19 protein-coding genes are annotated in these 18,784 nt (G+C 71.1%); 16 read left to right on the plus strand and 3 right to left on the minus strand.

Going from position 1 to position 18,784, the window contains the following annotated elements; all coding sequences use genetic code 11:
- Positions 1 to 11: 11 nt before the first annotated feature.
- Positions 12 to 659 carry a TetR/AcrR family transcriptional regulator gene (locus ACNQOV_RS16770; RefSeq protein ID WP_402263958.1) on the minus strand — a complete coding sequence of 216 codons (648 nt, stop codon included), beginning with the start codon at positions 657 to 659 and terminating at the stop codon, positions 12 to 14.
- A gap of 249 nt (positions 660 to 908) precedes the next feature.
- On the opposite strand from ACNQOV_RS16770, the gene ACNQOV_RS16775 reads away from it, so the two are divergent.
- Both ACNQOV_RS16775 and ACNQOV_RS16780 read left to right on the plus strand, forming a co-directional pair.
- A complete protein-coding gene (locus tag ACNQOV_RS16775; protein ID WP_402263955.1) occupies positions 909 to 2,243 on the plus strand; it encodes a M16 family metallopeptidase in 1,335 nt (444 codons plus the stop codon).
- A gap of 8 nt (positions 2,244 to 2,251) precedes the next feature.
- Entirely contained in the window at positions 2,252 to 2,854 is a 603-nt protein-coding gene (locus ACNQOV_RS16780; RefSeq protein WP_031261117.1) for a histidine phosphatase family protein, read from the plus strand.
- Positions 2,855 to 2,894: 40 nt separating this feature from the next.
- Here ACNQOV_RS16780 and ACNQOV_RS16785 read toward each other — a convergent pair whose 3' ends face one another.
- Complete coding sequence (locus tag ACNQOV_RS16785; protein ID WP_416395970.1) at positions 2,895 to 3,371, minus strand: GNAT family N-acetyltransferase; 477 nt, start codon at positions 3,369 to 3,371, stop codon at positions 2,895 to 2,897.
- A 23-nt stretch (positions 3,372 to 3,394) separates the two neighbouring features.
- On the opposite strand from ACNQOV_RS16785, the gene dapB reads away from it, so the two are divergent.
- The gene (gene dapB / locus ACNQOV_RS16790) at positions 3,395 to 4,141 is read left to right on the plus strand and encodes a 4-hydroxy-tetrahydrodipicolinate reductase (protein WP_402263949.1); all 747 of its coding nucleotides are present in this window, start codon (positions 3,395 to 3,397) and stop codon (positions 4,139 to 4,141) included.
- A gap of 4 nt (positions 4,142 to 4,145) precedes the next feature.
- Positions 4,146 to 4,607, plus strand: coding sequence for a tetratricopeptide repeat protein (locus ACNQOV_RS16795; protein WP_416395972.1), 462 nt, complete (start codon positions 4,146 to 4,148; stop codon positions 4,605 to 4,607).
- Between the two features lie 53 nt (positions 4,608 to 4,660).
- On the opposite strand, the gene ACNQOV_RS16800 is transcribed toward ACNQOV_RS16795, so the two are convergent.
- On the minus strand, positions 4,661 to 5,569 hold the full coding sequence (locus ACNQOV_RS16800; RefSeq protein ID WP_402263943.1) for a TIGR01777 family oxidoreductase: 909 nt from the start codon (positions 5,567 to 5,569) through the stop codon (positions 4,661 to 4,663).
- 36 nt (positions 5,570 to 5,605) lie between these two features.
- On the opposite strand from ACNQOV_RS16800, the gene ACNQOV_RS16805 reads away from it, so the two are divergent.
- From ACNQOV_RS16805 to miaB, 12 genes are all read left to right on the plus strand, one after another.
- Entirely contained in the window at positions 5,606 to 6,430 is an 825-nt protein-coding gene (locus ACNQOV_RS16805) for a thymidylate synthase (protein ID WP_416395975.1), read from the plus strand.
- Positions 6,430 to 6,954 (plus strand): dihydrofolate reductase, encoded by a 525-nt coding sequence (locus tag ACNQOV_RS16810; protein ID WP_416395977.1) that lies wholly within the window; start codon positions 6,430 to 6,432, stop codon positions 6,952 to 6,954. Before ACNQOV_RS16805 ends, ACNQOV_RS16810 begins: the two co-directional genes overlap by 1 nt.
- A gap of 142 nt (positions 6,955 to 7,096) precedes the next feature.
- Positions 7,097 to 8,074 carry a 4-hydroxy-tetrahydrodipicolinate synthase gene (gene dapA, locus ACNQOV_RS16815; RefSeq protein ID WP_031262666.1) on the plus strand — a complete coding sequence of 326 codons (978 nt, stop codon included), beginning with the start codon at positions 7,097 to 7,099 and terminating at the stop codon, positions 8,072 to 8,074.
- A 49-nt stretch (positions 8,075 to 8,123) separates the two neighbouring features.
- Positions 8,124 to 9,800 carry a ribonuclease J gene (locus tag ACNQOV_RS16820; RefSeq protein WP_022907388.1) on the plus strand — a complete coding sequence of 559 codons (1,677 nt, stop codon included), beginning with the start codon at positions 8,124 to 8,126 and terminating at the stop codon, positions 9,798 to 9,800.
- A gap of 196 nt (positions 9,801 to 9,996) precedes the next feature.
- Positions 9,997 to 12,954: a DNA translocase FtsK gene (locus tag ACNQOV_RS16825; RefSeq protein ID WP_416395979.1), complete on the plus strand. Its 2,958-nt coding sequence runs from the start codon at positions 9,997 to 9,999 to the stop codon at positions 12,952 to 12,954.
- Entirely contained in the window at positions 12,951 to 13,604 is a 654-nt protein-coding gene (gene pgsA, locus ACNQOV_RS16830) for a CDP-diacylglycerol--glycerol-3-phosphate 3-phosphatidyltransferase (protein ID WP_416395981.1), read from the plus strand. Before ACNQOV_RS16825 ends, pgsA begins: the two co-directional genes overlap by 4 nt.
- Complete coding sequence (locus ACNQOV_RS16835; RefSeq protein WP_416395983.1) at positions 13,577 to 14,119, plus strand: CinA family protein; 543 nt, start codon at positions 13,577 to 13,579, stop codon at positions 14,117 to 14,119. Before pgsA ends, ACNQOV_RS16835 begins: the two co-directional genes overlap by 28 nt.
- Before the next feature lie 154 nt (positions 14,120 to 14,273).
- On the plus strand, positions 14,274 to 14,582 hold the full coding sequence (locus ACNQOV_RS16840; protein WP_022907384.1) for a helix-turn-helix domain-containing protein: 309 nt from the start codon (positions 14,274 to 14,276) through the stop codon (positions 14,580 to 14,582).
- An 86-nt stretch (positions 14,583 to 14,668) separates the two neighbouring features.
- Positions 14,669 to 14,893, plus strand: coding sequence for a DUF3046 domain-containing protein (locus tag ACNQOV_RS16845; protein WP_416395986.1), 225 nt, complete (start codon positions 14,669 to 14,671; stop codon positions 14,891 to 14,893).
- Positions 14,894 to 15,212: 319 nt separating this feature from the next.
- A complete protein-coding gene (gene recA, locus ACNQOV_RS16850) occupies positions 15,213 to 16,280 on the plus strand; it encodes a recombinase RecA (protein ID WP_022907382.1) in 1,068 nt (355 codons plus the stop codon).
- On the plus strand, positions 16,277 to 17,203 hold the full coding sequence (locus ACNQOV_RS16855) for a regulatory protein RecX (RefSeq protein WP_416395988.1): 927 nt from the start codon (positions 16,277 to 16,279) through the stop codon (positions 17,201 to 17,203). Before recA ends, ACNQOV_RS16855 begins: the two co-directional genes overlap by 4 nt.
- Positions 17,204 to 17,232: 29 nt before the next feature.
- On the plus strand, positions 17,233 to 18,732 hold the full coding sequence (miaB, locus tag ACNQOV_RS16860) for a tRNA (N6-isopentenyl adenosine(37)-C2)-methylthiotransferase MiaB (RefSeq protein WP_416395990.1): 1,500 nt from the start codon (positions 17,233 to 17,235) through the stop codon (positions 18,730 to 18,732).
- The last annotated feature ends 52 nt before the right edge of the window (positions 18,733 to 18,784 follow it).

The raw sequence follows: 18,784 nt of genomic DNA on the forward strand, positions 1-18,784 counted from the left end.
CCGCCGCGCCGTCAGGCCGCGAGCACGCGCTCGACGACGCGGCCGAGGGCCGCCGTCGCCGCGATCGCGTCGCCGGCGTACGCGCCGGACATGGCGCCGTCGCGCGCGAGCATGAGCTCGTCCGCGCCGTCGCCGGGGAGCGCGTGGCCCGATGCCTGCAGCAGGTCGGCCAGCCGCTCCGTGTACCAGTCACGGTGCATGGCGACGACCTCGCGGACGGGGTCGCGCGCATCGTGGTACTCGGCCGCCGCGTTGAGGAACGCGCAGCCGCGGAACTCGGGGTCGTTCACCTCGTCGGTGAGGGCGGCGACCCACGCACGCACGGCGGCCTCGGGGGAGCCGGCGTCGGTGATGAGCTGCTCCATCCGTTGCTGCACGCGCTCGTGCTGCGTCCGGATGTAGGCCAGGATCAGGTTGTCCTTCGACCCGTAGTGCTTGTAGAACGTCGCCTTCGTGACGCTCGCCTCGGAGATGAGACGGTCGACGCCGACGCCGTGGATGCCCTCCTCGTAGAAGAGCCGCGTCGCGGTCTCGAGGATACGGACCTTCGCGCCGCCGGAGCGGGGAGCCGGGGGGACGCTCGACCCGTCCGGCGACGCGAGGTTCGTGCTCGGGCCAGGGAGACGCTGGACGGTCGGTTGGGGGGAATCGACCGTCACAGCGTGGCTCTCCTTGGACTCATCGGCTCCGCGGCGGAGCGGGGGGACTCGTACCGCGTGAGGACTGATGTCCCGAGCCACCGGATCGGAATTTAGGGGGGCTTCCGATCCGGTGACGAAACTGTACCACAGTGAGGACAGACAGACGAGTCTTTCTATCCTCTATTTCTGTACCCCACTTCGAGTGACAGGCCGGGTGCCTGTGGAAACTGGGCGATGGCCGCTCCGGGGTCAGTAGGCTCGTCTGCGATGAACCACCCAGTGCCGTTGCCGCTCGAGGCCCCGGACACGTCGTTCCTGACGTCCGGGGGCGCCTTCGTCCGCCGAACCGTCCTCCCGTCCGGCGTGCGGGTCCTGACCGAGTCCATGCCGGGGGCCAGTTCGACGAGCCTCGGCTTCTGGGTCGGGGTGGGATCCCGCGACGAGCGCGACGGCCAGTACGGCTCGACGCACTTCCTCGAGCACCTGCTGTTCAAGGGCACCGCGACCCGCTCCGCGCTCGACATCGCGATCTCGTTCGACTCCGTCGGCGGCGAGCACAACGCCGCGACCGCCAAGGAGTACACCTGCTACTACTCGCGGGTCCGGGACGCCGACGTCCCGATGGCCGTCGCGGTCATCGGTGACATGGTCACGGGGTCCGTCCTCGACGAGGCCGCGTTCGACGTCGAGCGCGGGGTCATCCTCGAAGAGCTGGCGATGGCGGCCGACGACCCGGCCGACGTCGCGGGCGAGGCGTTCTTCGCCGCCGCGTTCGACGGGCACGCCCTCGGCCGACCGATCGGCGGCACGCCCGAGAGCATCCGCGCCGTGCAGCGCGACGAGGTGCTCGCCCACTACCGCGAGCACTACGCCCCGAACGGCATCGTCGTCACCGCGGCCGGAGCGGTCGACCACGACCGGTTCTGCGCGCTGGTGGAGGCCGAGTTCCAGGGGGCGCCCAAGGCCTCCCCGCTGGCACGCCGCTCGCCGCAGCCCGTCGCCGACCCCGCCGTCCCGAAGCTCTCGGTCGTGCACCGTCCGACCGAGCAGGTCTCGATGCTGCGCGGCTCGCAGGGCCTCGACCTCCGCGACGAGCGGCGTCCGGTCCTCAGCGTCCTGAACGCCGTGCTCGGCGGCGGCATGAGCTCGCGCCTCTTCCAAGAGGTCCGCGAGCGCCGCGGGCTCGCCTACGCGGTGAGCTCCTTCGCGCCCGCCTACCTCGACAACGGCGCCTTCGGCGTCTACGCCGGATGTGCGCCCGACAACGTCGCCGGTGTCATCGAGATCGTCGACGCCGAGTTCCGCCGCATGGTCGACGACGGCATCACGAGCGACGAGCTGCGCCGCGCGAAGGGGCAGATCGAGGGTGCGCTCACGCTCTCGCTCGAGGACTCCGACGCCCGGATGACCCGGCTCGGCCGCTCCGAGCTCGGCACGGGGGAGTTCACCGACCTCGCCACCGCCCTCGAGCGGGTGGACCAGGTCACCACCGACGACGTCCTCGAGCTGGCCCGTGACCTCCTGACCCGCCCCACGATCACCTCGGTGGTCGGCGCGGTGCAGCAGGACGAACTCGCGGAAGCGATCGGGATCGGCGGTTGAGCACCGACATGTCGCACTACCTCTACCTCGTCCGACACGGTGAGCACCAGGACGCGGAACACGGACTCCGGGACGGCCGGCTGTCCGAACGCGGCAAGCGTCAGGCGATGCTCGTCGCGGACCGCCTCGGCGGCGTGCCCTTCGACGGCGTCTACCACTCGCCGCTCGAGGCGCCGAGCGAGACCGCGTCCTTCCTGGCGCAGCGCCTGCCGGCGATCGAACCGGAACCCTCGACGCTGCTCTTCGACTGCATCCCCTCCGGACCGACGCCGGACATGCCGCACGCGTACCAGGGCTGGTACGGCGGCATCACCGAAGAGGAGATCATCGCCGGCCAGGCCCAGATGGGCGACGCGGTCGCCGAGTGGTTCACCCCGGCGCGCGAGGACCGGCACGACCTGCTCATCACCCACAACGCCGTCATCGGCTGGTTCGTGCGCGAGGCGTTCCAGGCACCGGAGTGGCGCTGGATGGGGACGAACGTCGCGCACACGGCGCTCACCATCATCCGGATCCGATCGGCCAAGCCGGCCGAGGTGGTCGCGCTGAACGACCTGGCGCACCTGCCGGTCGAGCTCCGCACCGGGCTGCCGGTGGGCCAGCCCGTCTAGCGGCCGCCGCCGCGGGGCCGTCCAGGAGGCGCGACCCGCCTCAGCGCACCGGCTTGAGGTACCAGGCGGTCGCGTTCGGGTTGTCGTTGAACGCGGGCACCCGCTCGTAGCCCCGACTCCGGTACATCGCCCCCGCGGCGACGAGGGAGTCGTTCGTGTCGAGCACGATCGCGGTCGCGCCGAGCGCCGCCCCACCGGCCTCGAGCGCGTCCATCACCGCCGTCGCCACCCCGTGCCCGCGGCCGTCCGGGGTCACGAACACGTGCTTCACCTCGAACCGGACGTCGTCGCCGTCGTCCGCGATCCGCCGCAGCCCGCCGCACCCGACGGCCCGGCCGTCCTCGGACGCGACGACGAAGGTGCCGCGTGGCGGGGTGAACTCGGCCGCGGGGGTCCGCTTCCTGGCGTAGGAGCCCTGCGCGCTCGGGAACGTGGCCTCGCGTTCGTCGAGGTATGCGTCGAGCAGCGCGTCGACCTCGGGGGTGTCTGCCGGCACGGTCCTGACCTCGAGCGTCATGCGTCGATCCTAGGATGGTGGGCATGGTCACTCCCGTCGCCGTCGTCGGCGCCACCGGTCGTCTCGGGGGCCTCGTGGCCGCCGTCGTCGAGGAACTGCCCGACTTCGAGCTCGTCACGAGCCTGTCCTCGAAGGACGGTGCGCACGAAGCCGGGCCCGACGTGTTCGGCGGGGCGGCGATCGTGGTGGACGTGACCGTCCCGGCCCTCAGCCCGGCGATCGTGGACAACGCCCTCGCGAGCGGCGCCAACGTGCTCGTCGGCACGTCCGGGTGGTCCGGCGCCCGACTCGCGACGCTCCGTGCGGGGCTCGAGGAACGCCCGGAGCAGGGCGTCTTCGTGGTCCCGAACTTCTCGATCGGGTCGGTCCTCGGCACACACCTCGCGACCATCGCCGCACCGTGGTTCCCCTCGGTGGAGATCGTCGAGACGCACCACGCCGGCAAGATCGACTCCCCGTCCGGCACCGCCGTCCGCACCGCCGAGCTCATCGCCGACGCCCGCCGCGAGGTCGGTCCGGTCGACGCACCCCACGTCGACCAGCGCGCTCGCGGGCAGCAGGTCGCGAGCGTCCCGATCCACTCGCTCCGGCTGCCGGGCGTGACGGCCGTGCAGGACGTGGTGCTGAGCGGCCCCGGCGAGACCCTGACCATCCGGCACGACACCAACGACGACGTCGCCTACGTCGCCGGCATCCGGGCGGCACTGTCCGCCGTGGGCTCGATGCGCGGCCTCACGGTCGGCCTCGGCAGCGTCCTCGGCATCGGCTGACGCCGTGCGCCTGCCCCGGTTGCTCCGTTCGCCCTTCTGGGGCGCCGCGCTCATGGCGCTGCTCCTCGCGCTCTACATCGTCCTCGTCGGGCAGCGCGCGGTGGCGTTCATCGCGACCGGCATCCCGATCGGCATCGGCATCGGTGTCGCGCTCTTCGTCGTCGCGGCGATCGGCGCGCTGCTGCTCGTGCTCGAGTTCCGCTTCGGGCTGCGCATCACGCGGCTCGGCGCCCGGCTGGAGCGCGAGGGCGGGGCCCCGGCCGACGTCGTGCCGGTCCGGCCATCGGGTCGCCCCATGCGTGAGGCGGCCGACGAGCTCTTCCCGCAGTACCGGGCCGCCGTCGAGGACGATCCGGCCGACTGGCGCGGCTGGTACCGCCTCGGCGTCGTCTACGACGCCGCCGGTGACCGCAAGCGGGCGCGGGCCGCGATGCGCGAAGCGCTCACCAGGGCACGCGTGTCCTGACGGGAGGCGCGGTGCGGGCCCGCTCCGCGCCTTCAATCCGTCAGCCGGTCGCGTCAGAACGCGGCGTCGACCGCGTCCTCGGCGCGCTGGTACCGGAACGCGTACCCGGACTCCAGCAGCTTCGTCGGCACCATCTGCTGGTTCGACAGGAGCATCTCGTCGGCGGCCTGCTGCAGCAGGAGCCGGAGCGCGAACTCGGGGATCCGGAACAGGTAGGGCCGGTGCAGGTCCTCGGCGACGCGCTTGGTGATGCGGTCGGACACGGCGGCCTCGGGGCCGGCGAGGTTCACGGGCCCGACGACGTCGGCTGCGTCCGGGCTCGTCGCCAGGTGCACGATCGCGCCGACCTCGTCCTCGAGCGCGATCCACGGCCAGTACTGTCCGCCGGTGCCGAGCCGACCGCCCATGCCGGCCTTCGTGAGCGGGACGAGGGGGGCGAGCGCGCCGCCGCCCTTGCCGACCACGATGCCGGTACGGAGCGTCACCACGCGGACCGCGTCCGGTGCGGCGTTCGCGGCGGCCTCCCAGGCGGTGCAGACCTCGGCGAGGAAGCCCGTGCCGGCGGCTGCGTCGTCGGCGAGCACGTCGGCGGGGCGGTCGCCGTACACGCCGGAGGCCGACCCGGACAGGAACAGGGCCGGCGGGTTCGTCGCGCGGCGCATCGCCTCGACCAGCGTGTCGGTGGCGGAGACCCGCGAGCGGAGGATCTCCTGCTTGTACGACTCGGTCCAGGGGAGCTTGCCGATGTTCGCCCCGGCGAGGTTGATCACGACGTCGGCCCCGTCGAGGATCGCGGGATCGAGCTTCCGGGAGCCGGGGGACCAGCGGAACTCGCTCGCGGTGCGCGGTTCGCGTCGCACCAGCGTGGTGACGTGGTGGCCCGCCTCGCGCAGGGCGTGGACGAGGGGCGTGCCGATGAAGCCGGACGCGCCGGCGACCAGGATCGAGAGGGGCGGTGTCATGTCGCTCACCGTACTCAACGGACGTAGGCTCTTCGTGTGACCGAGACCGTGCTGCCCGACGCCTCCGTTCCGACCCCCTACGAGGACCTGCTGCGACGCGTCCTGACCGAGGGGACACCGAAGGGCGACCGCACCGGGACCGGCACCCGCAGCCTCTTCGGCGCGCAGCTCCGGTACGACCTGGCGGAGGGCTTCCCGCTCGTCACCACGAAGCGCGTGCACTTCAAGTCGGTGGCGTACGAACTGCTGTGGTTCCTGCGCGGCGACGGTAACGCCCGCTGGCTGCAGGAGCACGGCGTCCGGATCTGGAACGAGTGGGCGGACGAGGACGGCGACCTCGGACCGGTCTACGGCGTGCAGTGGCGCTCGTGGCCGACGCCGTCGGGGGAGCACGTCGACCAGATCGCGCAGGTCATCGAGCAGATCAGAACGAACCCGGACTCGCGCCGCCTGATCGTCTCGGCATGGAACGTCGCCGACATCCCCGAGATGGCCCTCGCCCCGTGCCACGCCTTCTTCCAGTTCTACGTCGTGGACGGCAAGCTCTCGTGCCAGCTCTACCAGCGGAGCGCGGACATGTTCCTCGGTGTCCCGTTCAACATCGCCTCGTACGCGCTGCTCACCCACATGATCGCGGCGCAGACCGGCCTCGAGGTCGGCGAGTTCGTGTGGACCGGCGGCGACTGCCACGTCTACGACAACCACGTCGAGCAGGTCGAGGAGCAGCTGTCCCGCACGGCGTACGCGCTGCCGACGCTCGAGCTCGCGCCGCGTGCCTCGATCGACGACTACGAGTACGAGGACTTCACGGTCGTCGGGTACCACCACCACCCGGCGATCCGGGCCGCGGTCGCCGTCTGATGTCGTCCTCGTGGGCCGAGCCCGTCCGGGGTGTCGGCATGGTCTGGGCGCGCGCGACGAACGGCGTCATCGGCGCGGACGGCGGGATGCCGTGGCACGTGCCGGAGGACCTCGCGCACTTCCGACAGGTGACGGGTGACGCCACCGTGGTCATGGGCCGTCGGACGTGGGACTCGCTGCCGCAACGCTTCCGACCGCTGCCGGGGCGCCGGAACGTCGTGCTGACCCGGGACGCCGCGTGGGCGACGTCCGAGGCCGCGTCCGGAGCCGAGGTGGTGCACGACCTCGCGACCGCGCTCGACACGGACGAGCCGGTGTGGATCATGGGCGGCGGGCAGGTGTACGCCGCGGGGGTGCCCTTCGCCGACCGCGTGTCCGAGACGGTCATCGACGTCGAGGTCCCGGGCGACACCGTCGCGCCGGAGCTCGACGACGCCTGGGTCCTGGCCGACGAGGGCCCGTGGCAGGAGTCGCGCGTCGAAGGGACGCGGTACCGCTTCCTCGAGTGGCGCCGACGCGCGTAGCGCCGGGTGCCGCGCTCGGCGCGTGCCGCACGGCCGCAGCATGCGAGCCGGGGCCGCGCCGCGCCTCCCGGCCCCCGCGCTCCGGACCGCACCGTCCACGCGGACGGCAGCCCCCGCGCGCATCCCCGGTACGCTGGTGCCCGTGTCCCCGCGTGAGAATCCCTTCGGCCAGGTCCTCGTCGCCCTCGTGACCCCGTTCACGGCTGACGGCGAGGTCGACTGGCCCGGCGTCGAGCAGCACATCGACGACTGCATCACGGCCGGCGCCGACGGCATCGTCGTCACCGGGACGACCGGCGAGACGTCGACGCTCACCGACCCCGAGAAGCTCCGGCTCGTCGAGGTCGGCAAGTCCGTCGCCGCGGGGCGCGCGAAGATCATCACCGGCGGCGGCTCGAACGAGACCGCGCACGCGATCCACCTGTACAAGCAGAGCGAGCGGGCCGGCGCCGACGGCGTGATGATCGTCACGCCGTACTACAACAAGCCGACCCAGTCCGGCGTGCTCACCCACTTCCGGATGATCGCCGACGCCACCGACCTGCCGGTGATCCTGTACGACATCCCCGGACGCACGGGCATCCCGATCACGTACGAGACGATCGTGCGGGCCTCGCACCACCCGAACATCCTCGCCGTGAAGGACGCCAAGGGCGACTTCGCCGAGGTGTCCCGGGTGCTCAACAACACCGACCTCATGTACTTCTCCGGCGACGACACGAACGTGCTCCCGCACCTGTCGATCGGCGCGACGGGGCTCATCGGCGTGACCGCGAACATCACGAGCACGCCGTACCGCACCATCGTCGACGCCGTGAACCGCGGCGACCTCGCCACCGCGACCGCCGAGCACAAGCGCGTCGAACCCCTCGTCCGTGCGATCATGACCCACGTCCCGGGGACCGTCGCGGCGAAGTACGTGCTGCACGGGCTCGGTCGCATCGGCAGCCCCCGCGTGCGCCTGCCGCTCGTCGGTCCCGAGGACTCCGAGGCGTACGCCATCGAGACCTCGCTCGAGGCCGTCCGGGACATCCCGGGCGCCGACTTCTCCAACTTCCGCCCCGACCGCAACGCAGCGGCCGGCGGTGCTCTACCGAAGGTGCCAGGCACCACCCGCTAGCGAACACCGCGGCACGCTCCCCGCGTGTCGCCCGAATCCGTAGGACCGAATGCCCACACAGATCTCCACACCGCAGCCGCTCGAACCCGGCACCCTCCGCGTCATCCCCGTCGGGGGACTCGGCGAGATCGGTCGCAACATGACCGTCTACGAGTACGAGGGCAAGCTGCTCGTCGTCGACGCCGGTGTGCTCTTCCCCGAGGAGCACCAGCCGGGCGTCGACCTGATCCTGCCGGACTTCTCGCCGATCCGGGACCGTCTCGACGACGTCCTCGGTGTCGTGCTCACGCACGGTCACGAGGACCACATCGGCGCCGTTCCGTACCTGCTGAAGCTCAAGGGCGACATCCCCCTGATCGGCTCCACGCTGACCCTCGCGCTCGTCGAGGCGAAGCTCAAGGAACACCGGATCAAGCCGTACACGCTCGTCGTGGCCGAGGACCAGACCGAGCAGCTCGGCCCGTTCCACCTCGAGTTCGTGGCCGTGAACCACTCCATCCCGGACGCCCTCGCCGTCGCGATCACGACCCCCGCCGGTCGGGTCCTGCACACGGGCGACTTCAAGATGGACCAGCTCCCGCTCGACGACCGCATCACCGACCTGCGTGCCTTCGCGCGGCTCGGCGAACAGGGCGTCGACCTGTTCCTGCCGGACTCCACCAACGCCGATGTGCCCGGGTTCACCGCGCCCGAGCGCGACATCGGACCGGTGCTCGAGAACATCATCACGCGCGCGCGCAAGAAGGTCGTCGTGGCGAGCTTCTCGTCGCACGTCCACCGCGTGCAGCAGGTGCTCGACGCCGCCGCGGCCGCGAACCGCAAGGTCGCGTTCATGGGTCGCTCGATGATCCGCAACATGACCATCGCCGCCGACCTCGGCTACCTCCGGGTGCCCGAGAACGTGCTCATCGACACGAAGAAGGCGAAGAACGTCCCCGACGACCAGATCGTCTACATGTCGACCGGGTCCCAGGGCGAGCCGATGGCCGTGCTGGCCCGCATGGCGAACCTCGAGCACCAGATCGAGATCGGCGAGGGCGACACCGTCATCCTCGCCTCGTCGCTGATCCCCGGCAACGAGAACGCCGTGTACCGCGTGATCGACGGGCTCACCAAGCTCGGCGCGAAGGTCGTGCACAAGGGCAACGCGAAGGTGCACGTCTCCGGGCACGCATCTGCCGGCGAGCTGCTCTACTGCTACAACATCCTGCGTCCGCGCAACGTCCTGCCCGTGCACGGCGAGCACCGCCACCTGTACGCCAACGCGGACCTCGCGATCCAGACCGGTGTCCCGCCGCGCAACGTCATCCTCGGCCAGGACGGCATCGTCGTCGACCTGAAGGACGGCGTCGCCACGGTCGCCGGACAGCTCGACATCGGGTACGTCTACGTCGACGGGTCGACCGTCGGCGAGATCACCGACGCCGACCTCAAGGACCGTCGGGTCCTGGCGGAGGAGGGCTTCATCTCGATCTTCGCCGCGGTGGACTTCACCACCGGCCAGTGTGTCGTCGGCCCGGAGATCCAGTCGCGCGGCTTCGCCGAGGACGACTCGGTCTTCGACGACGTCCGTCCGCAGATCGCGAAGGCCCTGGCCGAGGCGGCCGCGAACGGCACGCGCGACGGGCATGCCTTCGGGCAGGTCGTCCGCCGGACCGTGGGCCGCTGGGTGAACACGAAGCACCGTCGGCGGCCGATGATCGTTCCGGTGGTCATCGAGGCGTGACGCGCCGCGGCCGACGCGCACGTCGCGTCGGCCGCATCCGAGACCGTCCAGGAGGCGCGGTGCACGTTCCGTCGGGAACGCGCGCCGCGCCTCCTGGCACGTCCGGCGGAGTCTGCAACCCGCGTGCGCGCGCCGGGGACCGCATCCGCGGCGGGGCTTCCTCGGAATGTCCTGCGTGGGGCTTAGGGTTCTGCCCATGGCCGGAGGCACCAAGTCGACCACGCGCTCACGCGCGTCCTCGTCGTCCCGTGGGAGCGGGACGCGCGGGACGTCGCGCACCCAGGCCACGACGAAGAAGCTCCCACCGGCGGCCCCCGGTCCGGTCTTCCGCGAGCAGAACCCCCTGGTGACGTTCTGGCTCGCGATGGCGCACGGCGTCGGCGCGGTCTTCCGGCTGCTCGGCACCGAGACCCTCGAGAAGGACCAGCGACGCGACGGCTTCCCGTTCCTGCTGTTCGTGCTCGCGGTGGCCGGCGCCGTGGTCGAGTGGCTCAACCCGACGAACGCGGTCTCGGTCGCGCTCGACGCCTACACGTTCGGCGGCCTGTTCGGACGACTCGCGTTCGCGCTGCCCGTGATCATGGTCGTCTTCGCCGGCTGGCTCTTCCGGCACCCGGCCTCCGTGCACGACAACACCCGGATCGGGATCGGCCTCGGGCTGCTGCTCGTCTCGATCGCGGCGCTCTGCCACGTGTTCGGCGGCCAGCCGCGCGCCTCGGACGGCATGCCCGCGCTGGCGACGGCCGGCGGCGTGATCGGCTGGGTCGTCATCGCCTGGTTGGTCGCGGTCGCCACCGAGTGGGTGGCGGTGCCGGTCGCCGTGCTGCTCCTCGTGCTCTCGCTCTTCATCATCACCAAGACGCCGCCGAACAAGATCGGCCGACGCCTGCACGAGCTCTACGCGTACCTGTTCGGCGCGCCGGCCCCGGCGACCGAGACGGACGAACCCGTCGCCGAGACGCCCGCGACGCGGACGAAGCCGACGAAGAAGCGGGGCGCGAAGGGCGACACCGACTTCCAGCTCTTCGACGACCTCGGCTTCGACGACGAGCGCGCGGCGGCCGAGGCAGACGCCGACGGCGGCACCGTGCCGTGGTGGCGCCGCAACAAGTCCGGCCGCGAAGAGGACCCCGCGTACGACAGCCCCGTGATCAGCGGCGCGACGTCGACCGTGCCCCCGGCGGCCGCCCCCGCCGCGGGTTCCGATGCCGGTGCCGCGGCCGGCCTCGTCGACCACACACCGGCCGAGCCGGGCTCGGTCAACCTCAACGACTCGGTCGAACAAGACCTCGAGATCGCCGAGCAGGCGCTCCGCGACTTCGGGACCCCCGTGCCGGAGCGTCCCGCCGCGGCCGAGGTCGTCCGTCCGGACGCCGCGGTGTCGCCGGTGGTGTCCCCGTCGCTCCCGGTCGAGGAACCCCAGCTCGACGCCACGGACGACGCGGACGGTCTGCCCCCGGTCGCCGGCCCCGACGAGGACCCTGCCGCTCCGTACCGGCTGCCCGCCGCGACGACGCTGAGCTCCGGCACGCCGTCCGTCGCCCGCAGCCAGGCCAACGACGACATCGTCGCCGCGATCACGAGCGTCCTCACCGAGTTCAAGGTGGACGCGAAGGTCACCGGCTTCTCGCGCGGCCCGACCGTCACCCGGTACGAGATCGAGCTCGGCCCCGGCGTGAAGGTGGAGCGGGTCACCGCGCTGTCCAAGAACCTGTCGTACGCGGTCGCCTCGAACGAGGTCCGCATCCTCTCGCCGATCCCGGGCAAGAGCGCGATCGGTGTCGAGATCCCGAACACCGACCGCGAGACGGTGTCCCTCGGCGACGTGCTGCGGTCGAACGCGGCACGGAAGTCCAAGCACCCGATGACCATCGGCGTCGGCAAGGACGTCGAGGGTGGCTTCGTCGTGGCGAACCTCGCGAAGATGCCGCACCTGCTCGTCGCCGGCTCCACGGGGTCCGGCAAGTCGGTGTTCATCAACTCGATGATCACCTCGCTGCTCATGCGCGCGAAGCCGTCCGAGGTCCGCATGGTCCTCGTCGACCCGAAGCGCGTCGAGCTCTCGATCTACGCCGGCGTCCCGCACCTCATCACGCCCATCATCACGAACCCCAAGAAGGCTGCCGAGGCGCTGCAGTGGGTCGTGAAGGAGATGGACATGCGGTACGACGACCTGGCGTCGTTCGGGTTCCGGCACGTCGACGACTTCAACAAGGCGATCGCCAACAACGAGATCATCCTGCCCGCGGGCAGCGAGCGGAAGCTCAAGCCCTACCCGTACCTGCTCGTCGTCGTCGACGAGCTCGCGGACCTGATGCTCGTCGCGCCCCGTGACGTCGAGGAGTCGATCGTCCGCATCACCCAGCTCGCCCGAGCCGCCGGCATCCACCTGGTGCTCGCGACGCAGCGCCCGTCGGTCGACGTCATCACCGGACTGATCAAGGCCAACGTGCCGTCGCGCATCGCGTTCGCGGTGACGAGCGTCACCGACTCCCGGGTCATCCTCGACCAGCCGGGCGCCGACAAGCTCATCGGCCAGGGCGACGCGCTCTTCCTGCCGATGGGGTCCTCGAAGTCCCTGCGCGTGCAGGGCGCCTGGGTGCAGGAGAGCGAGGTCGCCGAGGTCGTCCAGCACGTCACCCGGCAGGCCCGCCCGGAGTACCGGCAGGACGTCCAGGCCGTGGTCGAGCGCAAGGAGATCGACGCGGACATCGGCGACGACCTCGAACTGCTGCTCGCGGCCGTCGAGCAGGTCGTGTCGACGCAGTTCGGGTCGACCTCGATGCTGCAGCGGAAGCTCCGAGTCGGGTTCGCCAAGGCCGGACGACTCATGGACCTCATGGAGTCCCGCGACATCGTCGGGCCCTCCGAGGGCTCGAAGGCGCGCGACGTCCTCGTGACGACCGACCAGCTGCCGGCCGTGCTCGCGAAGCTCCGGGGCGAGGAGCCACCGGCGGGTGCCGCAGCGGCCGCCCCCGCCCCTGCCGGCGGTCCTGGTGGCACTCCGGCCGCCGCGGTCCCGACGTCGCCGTCCGCGCCGACCGGCGACACCGACCGGTACGGTTCCGATCCGGTGGCGGACATGACCCGCGGGTACGATGAGGTCGACGACGAGCCCGATGAGGACGCGTGGGGACTGACGGGCAGGGAGTGAGTGCGATGACCGCCTCGGACAGCACGGAGACCACGCACGGCGCACGCTTCCCGTGGCGCGGCCGGCTCCTGCGCAAGGGCCCCGGCCCGGCGTCGACGGGCAACGTCGCGAACATCATCACGGTCGTGCGCATCCTCATGGCGCCGCTGTTCTTCGTGCTGCTGTTGACGGATGCCGGTGCCGACGGGTCGCTGCGCATCTGGGCGGCCGTCGTCTTCGTCGTGGCGATCGTGACGGACAGCGCCGACGGGATCATCGCCCGGCGGCAGAACCTCGTCACCGACTTCGGGAAGCTCGTCGACCCGATCGCCGACAAGGTCCTCATCGGTGGGGCGCTCGTCGCCCTGTCGATCCTCGGCGAGCTGCCCTGGTACGTGACCCTGCTGATCATGGTGCGTGAGATCGGCATCACGGTGTTCCGCTTCGCGGTCCTCTCCGACCGGGTGATCCCGGCGAGCCGGGGCGGGAAGATCAAGACCGTCCTGCAGGCCGTCGCGCTGACCGCCGCGCTCTTCCCGTGGTGGAACCTCGTCGGGGACTGGGCGCACTGGGTGAACGGCATCCTGATGACCGCGGCGCTCCTGGCGACCGTCCTCAGCGGGATCGACTACCTGTACCAGGCGTGGAAGCACAACCGGACCGCGGCGTGATCCCGGACGACGACCGGGCCGACGTCGCTGCGGTCGCCCGCGACCTCGTCGCCCGGCTGACGGCCGCGGGGGAGACCGTCGCGGTGGCCGAGTCGCTCACCGGCGGCCTCGTCGTGTCGACGCTCGTGGCGGTCCCCGGAGCCAGCGCGGTGGTCCGCGGCGGGGTGGTGGCCTACGCGACGCCCGTGAAGCACACCGTGCTCGGTGTCTCCGAGGCGCTGCTCGCGTCGAACGGCGCCGTCGACCCCGAGGTCGCGCGGCAGATGGCATCCGGTGTCCGGCAGGCACTCGCGGTCGACGGCGAGCCCGCGACCTGGGGGATCAGCACGACCGGCGTCGCCGGGCCGGACCCGCAGGACGGTCAGCCCGTGGGCACCGTGTTCGTCGGCATCGCGGACGCAGACGGCGCCGTGTCCTTCGAACTGCACCTCGACGGCGACCGCGATGCAATCCGACGGGCGACCGTCTCCGAACTCCTGGCACGGATGTCGTCCACGATCCGGGGCCGGGAATAGGTCCCGTTTCCACTGGGTTACATCTCACGCAATCTCCAGCAGCAGAGCAGCCAGCGTGGTTAGCATGCTGCAACCGGCAACGCTACTGTTGCTGAACCCGAACTCGGCCACCCGGACCGAGCGGGCGCGGAGACGACAGAGAGGAGGAGTTCTCATGGTTCTCGTTCGTCAGGAAATCGGCGACGTTCTGCGGGACTTCCGCTTGCAGAAGGGCCGGACCCTCCGTCAGGTCGCGTCCAAGGCCAGCGTGGCTCTCGGGTACCTCAGCGAGGTCGAGCGCGGGCAGAAGGAAGCCAGCTCGGAGATCCTCGCGTCCGTCGCGGACGCGCTGGACACCCCGATCTCGACCATCATGCGTGAGGTCGGTGACCGTCTCGCGGTCATCGAGGGACTCACCCCGGTCCCCGACACGCTCCCGGACGACCTCGTCGCCGAGTTCGACAACGACCTCGCGGTGCGCTGACGCCACCGCTTCGAAGAACGCCCCCGTCGGTCCGCCGGCGGGGGCGTTCGTCGTTCGCGGGGTGGCGCCGTGGCTACGCTGGAACGATGCGTGTGAGTGAGTTCTGGCGGGCCGTCGACCAGGTGTTCGGCGATGCGTACGGTGCCGTCGTCAGCCGTGACGTCGTGCTCGAGGAGCTCGGTGGGCGATCGGCGGCCGAGGCACTCGACGCGGGGATCGATGCGCGCCGCGTGTGGGAGGCGCTGTGCGAGTCGCAGGACGTCCCGCTCGAGAAGCGGCACGGCAAGGGGTTGGCGGAGCCGAGGGAGTGAGGCGGGGCGCGGGCGGGTGCGCGGCGGGCGGGCGGGCGCGTCGCTCGCGCGGGAGCGCATCCCGCACGGAGTCCGAAACTCTGTTCGGCGTGTTGCTCGAACGGGTGTTCGATCGGTGGTAGCTTCCTCCACAGCGGCGCTGTCCAGTGAGTTCGTCCACAGATCGCGTGGCCGTCGGCAGTGATGTCGGTGGCCCGCCCTAGGTTCGAGTCAACGGGAACAGCCCGAAGCCTTGTCGCTGAAGCACCGGCCCTGCACCATCGGCCGGGTGGACGCGACAGCCTACAGGCGGCCGACACCGAGCACGAAGGAGCACACCATGCCATCACCCCAGGACCGCGAGAAGGCCCTCGAGACCGCTCTCGCCCAGATCGACCGCCAGTTCGGCAAGGGCACGGTCATGCGCCTCGGCTCGGACGAGCGTGCTCCCGTCGCCACCATCCCGACGGGGTCGGTCGCGCTCGACGTCGCGCTCGGCATCGGCGGACTCCCGCGCGGCCGCATCATCGAGATCTACGGCCCGGAGTCGTCGGGTAAGACGACCCTGACGCTGCACGCGATCGCCAACGCCCAGCGCGCGGGCGGCATCGCAGCCTTCATCGACGCCGAGCACGCGCTCGACCCCGAGTACGCGAAGAAGCTCGGTGTCGACATCGACGCGCTGCTCGTCTCCCAGCCGGACACCGGTGAGCAGGCGCTCGAGATCGCCGACATGCTCGTCCGTTCCGGTTCCATCGACCTCGTCGTCATCGACTCCGTCGCCGCGCTCGTGCCCCGTGCCGAGATCGAGGGCGAGATGGGTGACTCGCACGTCGGTCTGCAGGCCCGACTCATGTCGCAGGCGCTCCGCAAGCTCGCCGGTGGCCTCAACCAGACGCAGACCACGATGATCTTCATCAACCAGCTGCGCGAGAAGATCGGTGTGTTCTTCGGTAGCCCGGAGACCACCGCCGGCGGCAAGGCGCTGAAGTTCTACGCCTCGGTCCGTCTCGACATCCGTCGCATCGAGACGCTCAAGAGCGGCACCGACGCGGTCGGCAACCGCACTCGCGTCAAGGTCGTGAAGAACAAGATGGCCCCGCCCTTCAAGCAGGCCGAGTTCGACATCCTGTACGGCACGGGCATCTCGCGCGAGGGCTCGTTGCTCGACTTCGGTGTCGACCACGGCATCGTCAAGAAGTCGGGTGCCTGGTACACCTACGACGGTGACCAGCTCGGACAGGGCAAGGAGAACTCGCGTTCCTTCCTGATCCAGAACCCCGAGATCGCGGCCGAGATCGAGGGCAAGATCCTTGCGAAGCTCGGTGTCGGCGGTGCGTCGGCCGAAGCGGTCGAGGCGCCCGTCGACTCCATCGCGCCGAAGATCGCGGAGCGCAAGGGCGCGTGACGACCGACCACGACGGCGACGAGGGCCTCGCACCGGTCACCGACCTCTTCGGTGCACGCGGTGCGCGGTCCCGTCGCCCCGCGGCCGGTCCGGCTGCCACGCCGGACACCGCCGCGCACGACCGGGCGAACCGTCCTGACACCGGACCCCTCGCCGGTCGCGGCAGCGGCGGCGCCAGCGACACTCCCGCCGACACCCTCGCCGACGCCGATGCGCCGGTTCCGCTGCCGGTCCGGGGCGCCAGGGCTCAGGCCGAATGGCTCTCACCCGTCGTGGGGGACGGCTCTGGTCGGAGTGCCCGCGCTGAGCAGGACGGCTACGACGACCGCACCGCGGACGCCACGACCGCGTCCGTCTTCGCGATCGACGGCGGTGCCGAGCTCGACCCGGCCGACGCGCCCCGTCCGGTCGACGAACAGCGCGCGGATGCCGAACGGCTGAGCATGCGTGCTCTCGGGCGCAAGGGCGTCAGCGAGTCCGAGCTCCGGACGATGCTGACGAAGAACGACCTCGACCCGGACGTCGTCGAGTTCGAGATCCAGCGACTCACCCGTGTCGGTCTCGTGGACGACGTGGCACTCGCGACCGACCTCGTGGACCGTCTGCACGACCGGAAGGGTCTCGGCCGGCAAGGGGTCGTCGCCGAACTCCGACGGCGCGGGATCGACCAGGCAGCGATCGACGCGGCACTCGAAGCGGCTGCCGACGACGAGGACGACGAGTTCGTCCGCGCGATCGAACTGGCGCAGAAGCGTGCGGGCCAGCTCCGCGGCCTCGACCGGGCCACGGCGGAACGTCGGCTCTCCGGGTTCCTGATGCGCAAGGGCTACAACGGCGGAGTCGTCCGCATCGCGGTCGAGCGTGCGCTCGACGGCGGTGGCCGCCCGCCGGCCGGCCCGCGCGGTTCCGTCCGCTTCGAGTAGCGTCCAGACGGTTTTACACTGGGACGACCATGGCCACCGTCGCAGCGCGCCCCCGCACCTACCAAGTCCGCACCTACGGGTGCCAGATGAACGTGCACGACTCCGAGCGGTTGAGCGGGTCGCTGCAGGCGGCCGGCTACGTCGCGGCCGACGGCGAGCAGGCGGACGTCGTCGTCATCAACACGTGCGCCGTGCGCGAGAACGCCGACAACCGGCTGTACGGCAACCTCGGGCAGCTCGCGGGCATCAAGCGCGAGCACCCCGGCATGCAGATCGCGGTCGGCGGGTGCCTGGCGCAGAAGGACAAGAACGTCATCCTCGAGAAGGCGCCGTGGGTCGACGTCGTCTTCGGCACGCACAACATGGGCTCGCTGCCCACCCTGCTCGAACGTGCCCGGCACAACGACGAGGCGCAGATCGAGATCCTCGAGTCGCTCGACGTCTTCCCCTCCACCCTGCCGACGAAGCGCGACTCCACGCACAGCGGATGGGTGTCGATCTCGGTCGGCTGCAACAACACGTGCACGTTCTGCATCGTGCCGTCACTCCGCGGCAAGGAGAAGGACCGCCGACCGGGTGACGTGCTCGCCGAGATCCAGGCGCTCGTCGACGACGGGGCGATCGAGGTGACGCTGCTCGGTCAGAACGTGAACTCCTACGGGGTCGAGTTCGGGGACCGCCAGGCCTTCGGCAAGCTCCTGCGCGCTGCCGGGCAGATCGACGGCCTCGAGCGGATCCGGTTCACGAGCCCGCACCCGGCCGCCTTCACGGACGACGTCATCGACGCCATGGCAGAGACGCCGAACGTCATGCCGCAGCTGCACATGCCGTTGCAGTCCGGCTCGGACCGGGTCCTCAAGGCGATGCGCCGCAGCTACCGGAGCGAGCGGTTCCTCGGCATCCTCGACCGCGTCCGGGCGAAGATCCCGCACGCGGCGATCTCGACCGACATCATCGTCGGGTTCCCCGGTGAGACCGACGCCGACTTCGAGGACACCCTGCGCGTCGTCGAGCAGTCGCGCTTCGCGTCGGCGTTCACGTTCCAGTACTCGATCCGTCCGGGAACCCCCGCGGCGACGATGGACGAGCAGCTGCCGAAGGACGTCGTGCAGGAACGCTACGAGCGACTCGTCGCACTGCAGGAGCGCATCACCGCCGAGGAGAACGCGAAGCAGGTCGGCCGCACGGTCGAGGTGCTCGTCGCGACCGGCGAAGGCAAGAAGGACGACGCGACCCGGCGGCTGTCCGGACGCGCCGAGGACTCCCGGCTCGTGCACTTCTCGGTGCCGGACGGCTCCGACGTGCCCCGGCCCGGCGACGTCGTCACGGTCGAGGTCACGCGGTCGGCGCCGCACTTCCTCCTCGCCGACGGCGACGCGCCCCTGCGGATCCGTCGCACCCGCGCCGGCGACGCGTGGGACCGGGCCCAGGCCGAGAGCTGCGGGGTGCCGACGCCGACCACGGCCGGTGCCACCGACGCTCCGCGGCCGGTCTCGCTCGGCCTGCCCACGCTCCGTGTCGGGCGCTGACGAGGAGCGCGCCGACCCCGCGCGCCCCGCCGACCCCGCGCGACCCGCCGAC

The sequence above is a fragment of the Curtobacterium sp. LFS084 genome (assembly GCF_047977705.1).
GTDB lineage: Bacteria > Actinomycetota > Actinomycetes > Actinomycetales > Microbacteriaceae > Curtobacterium.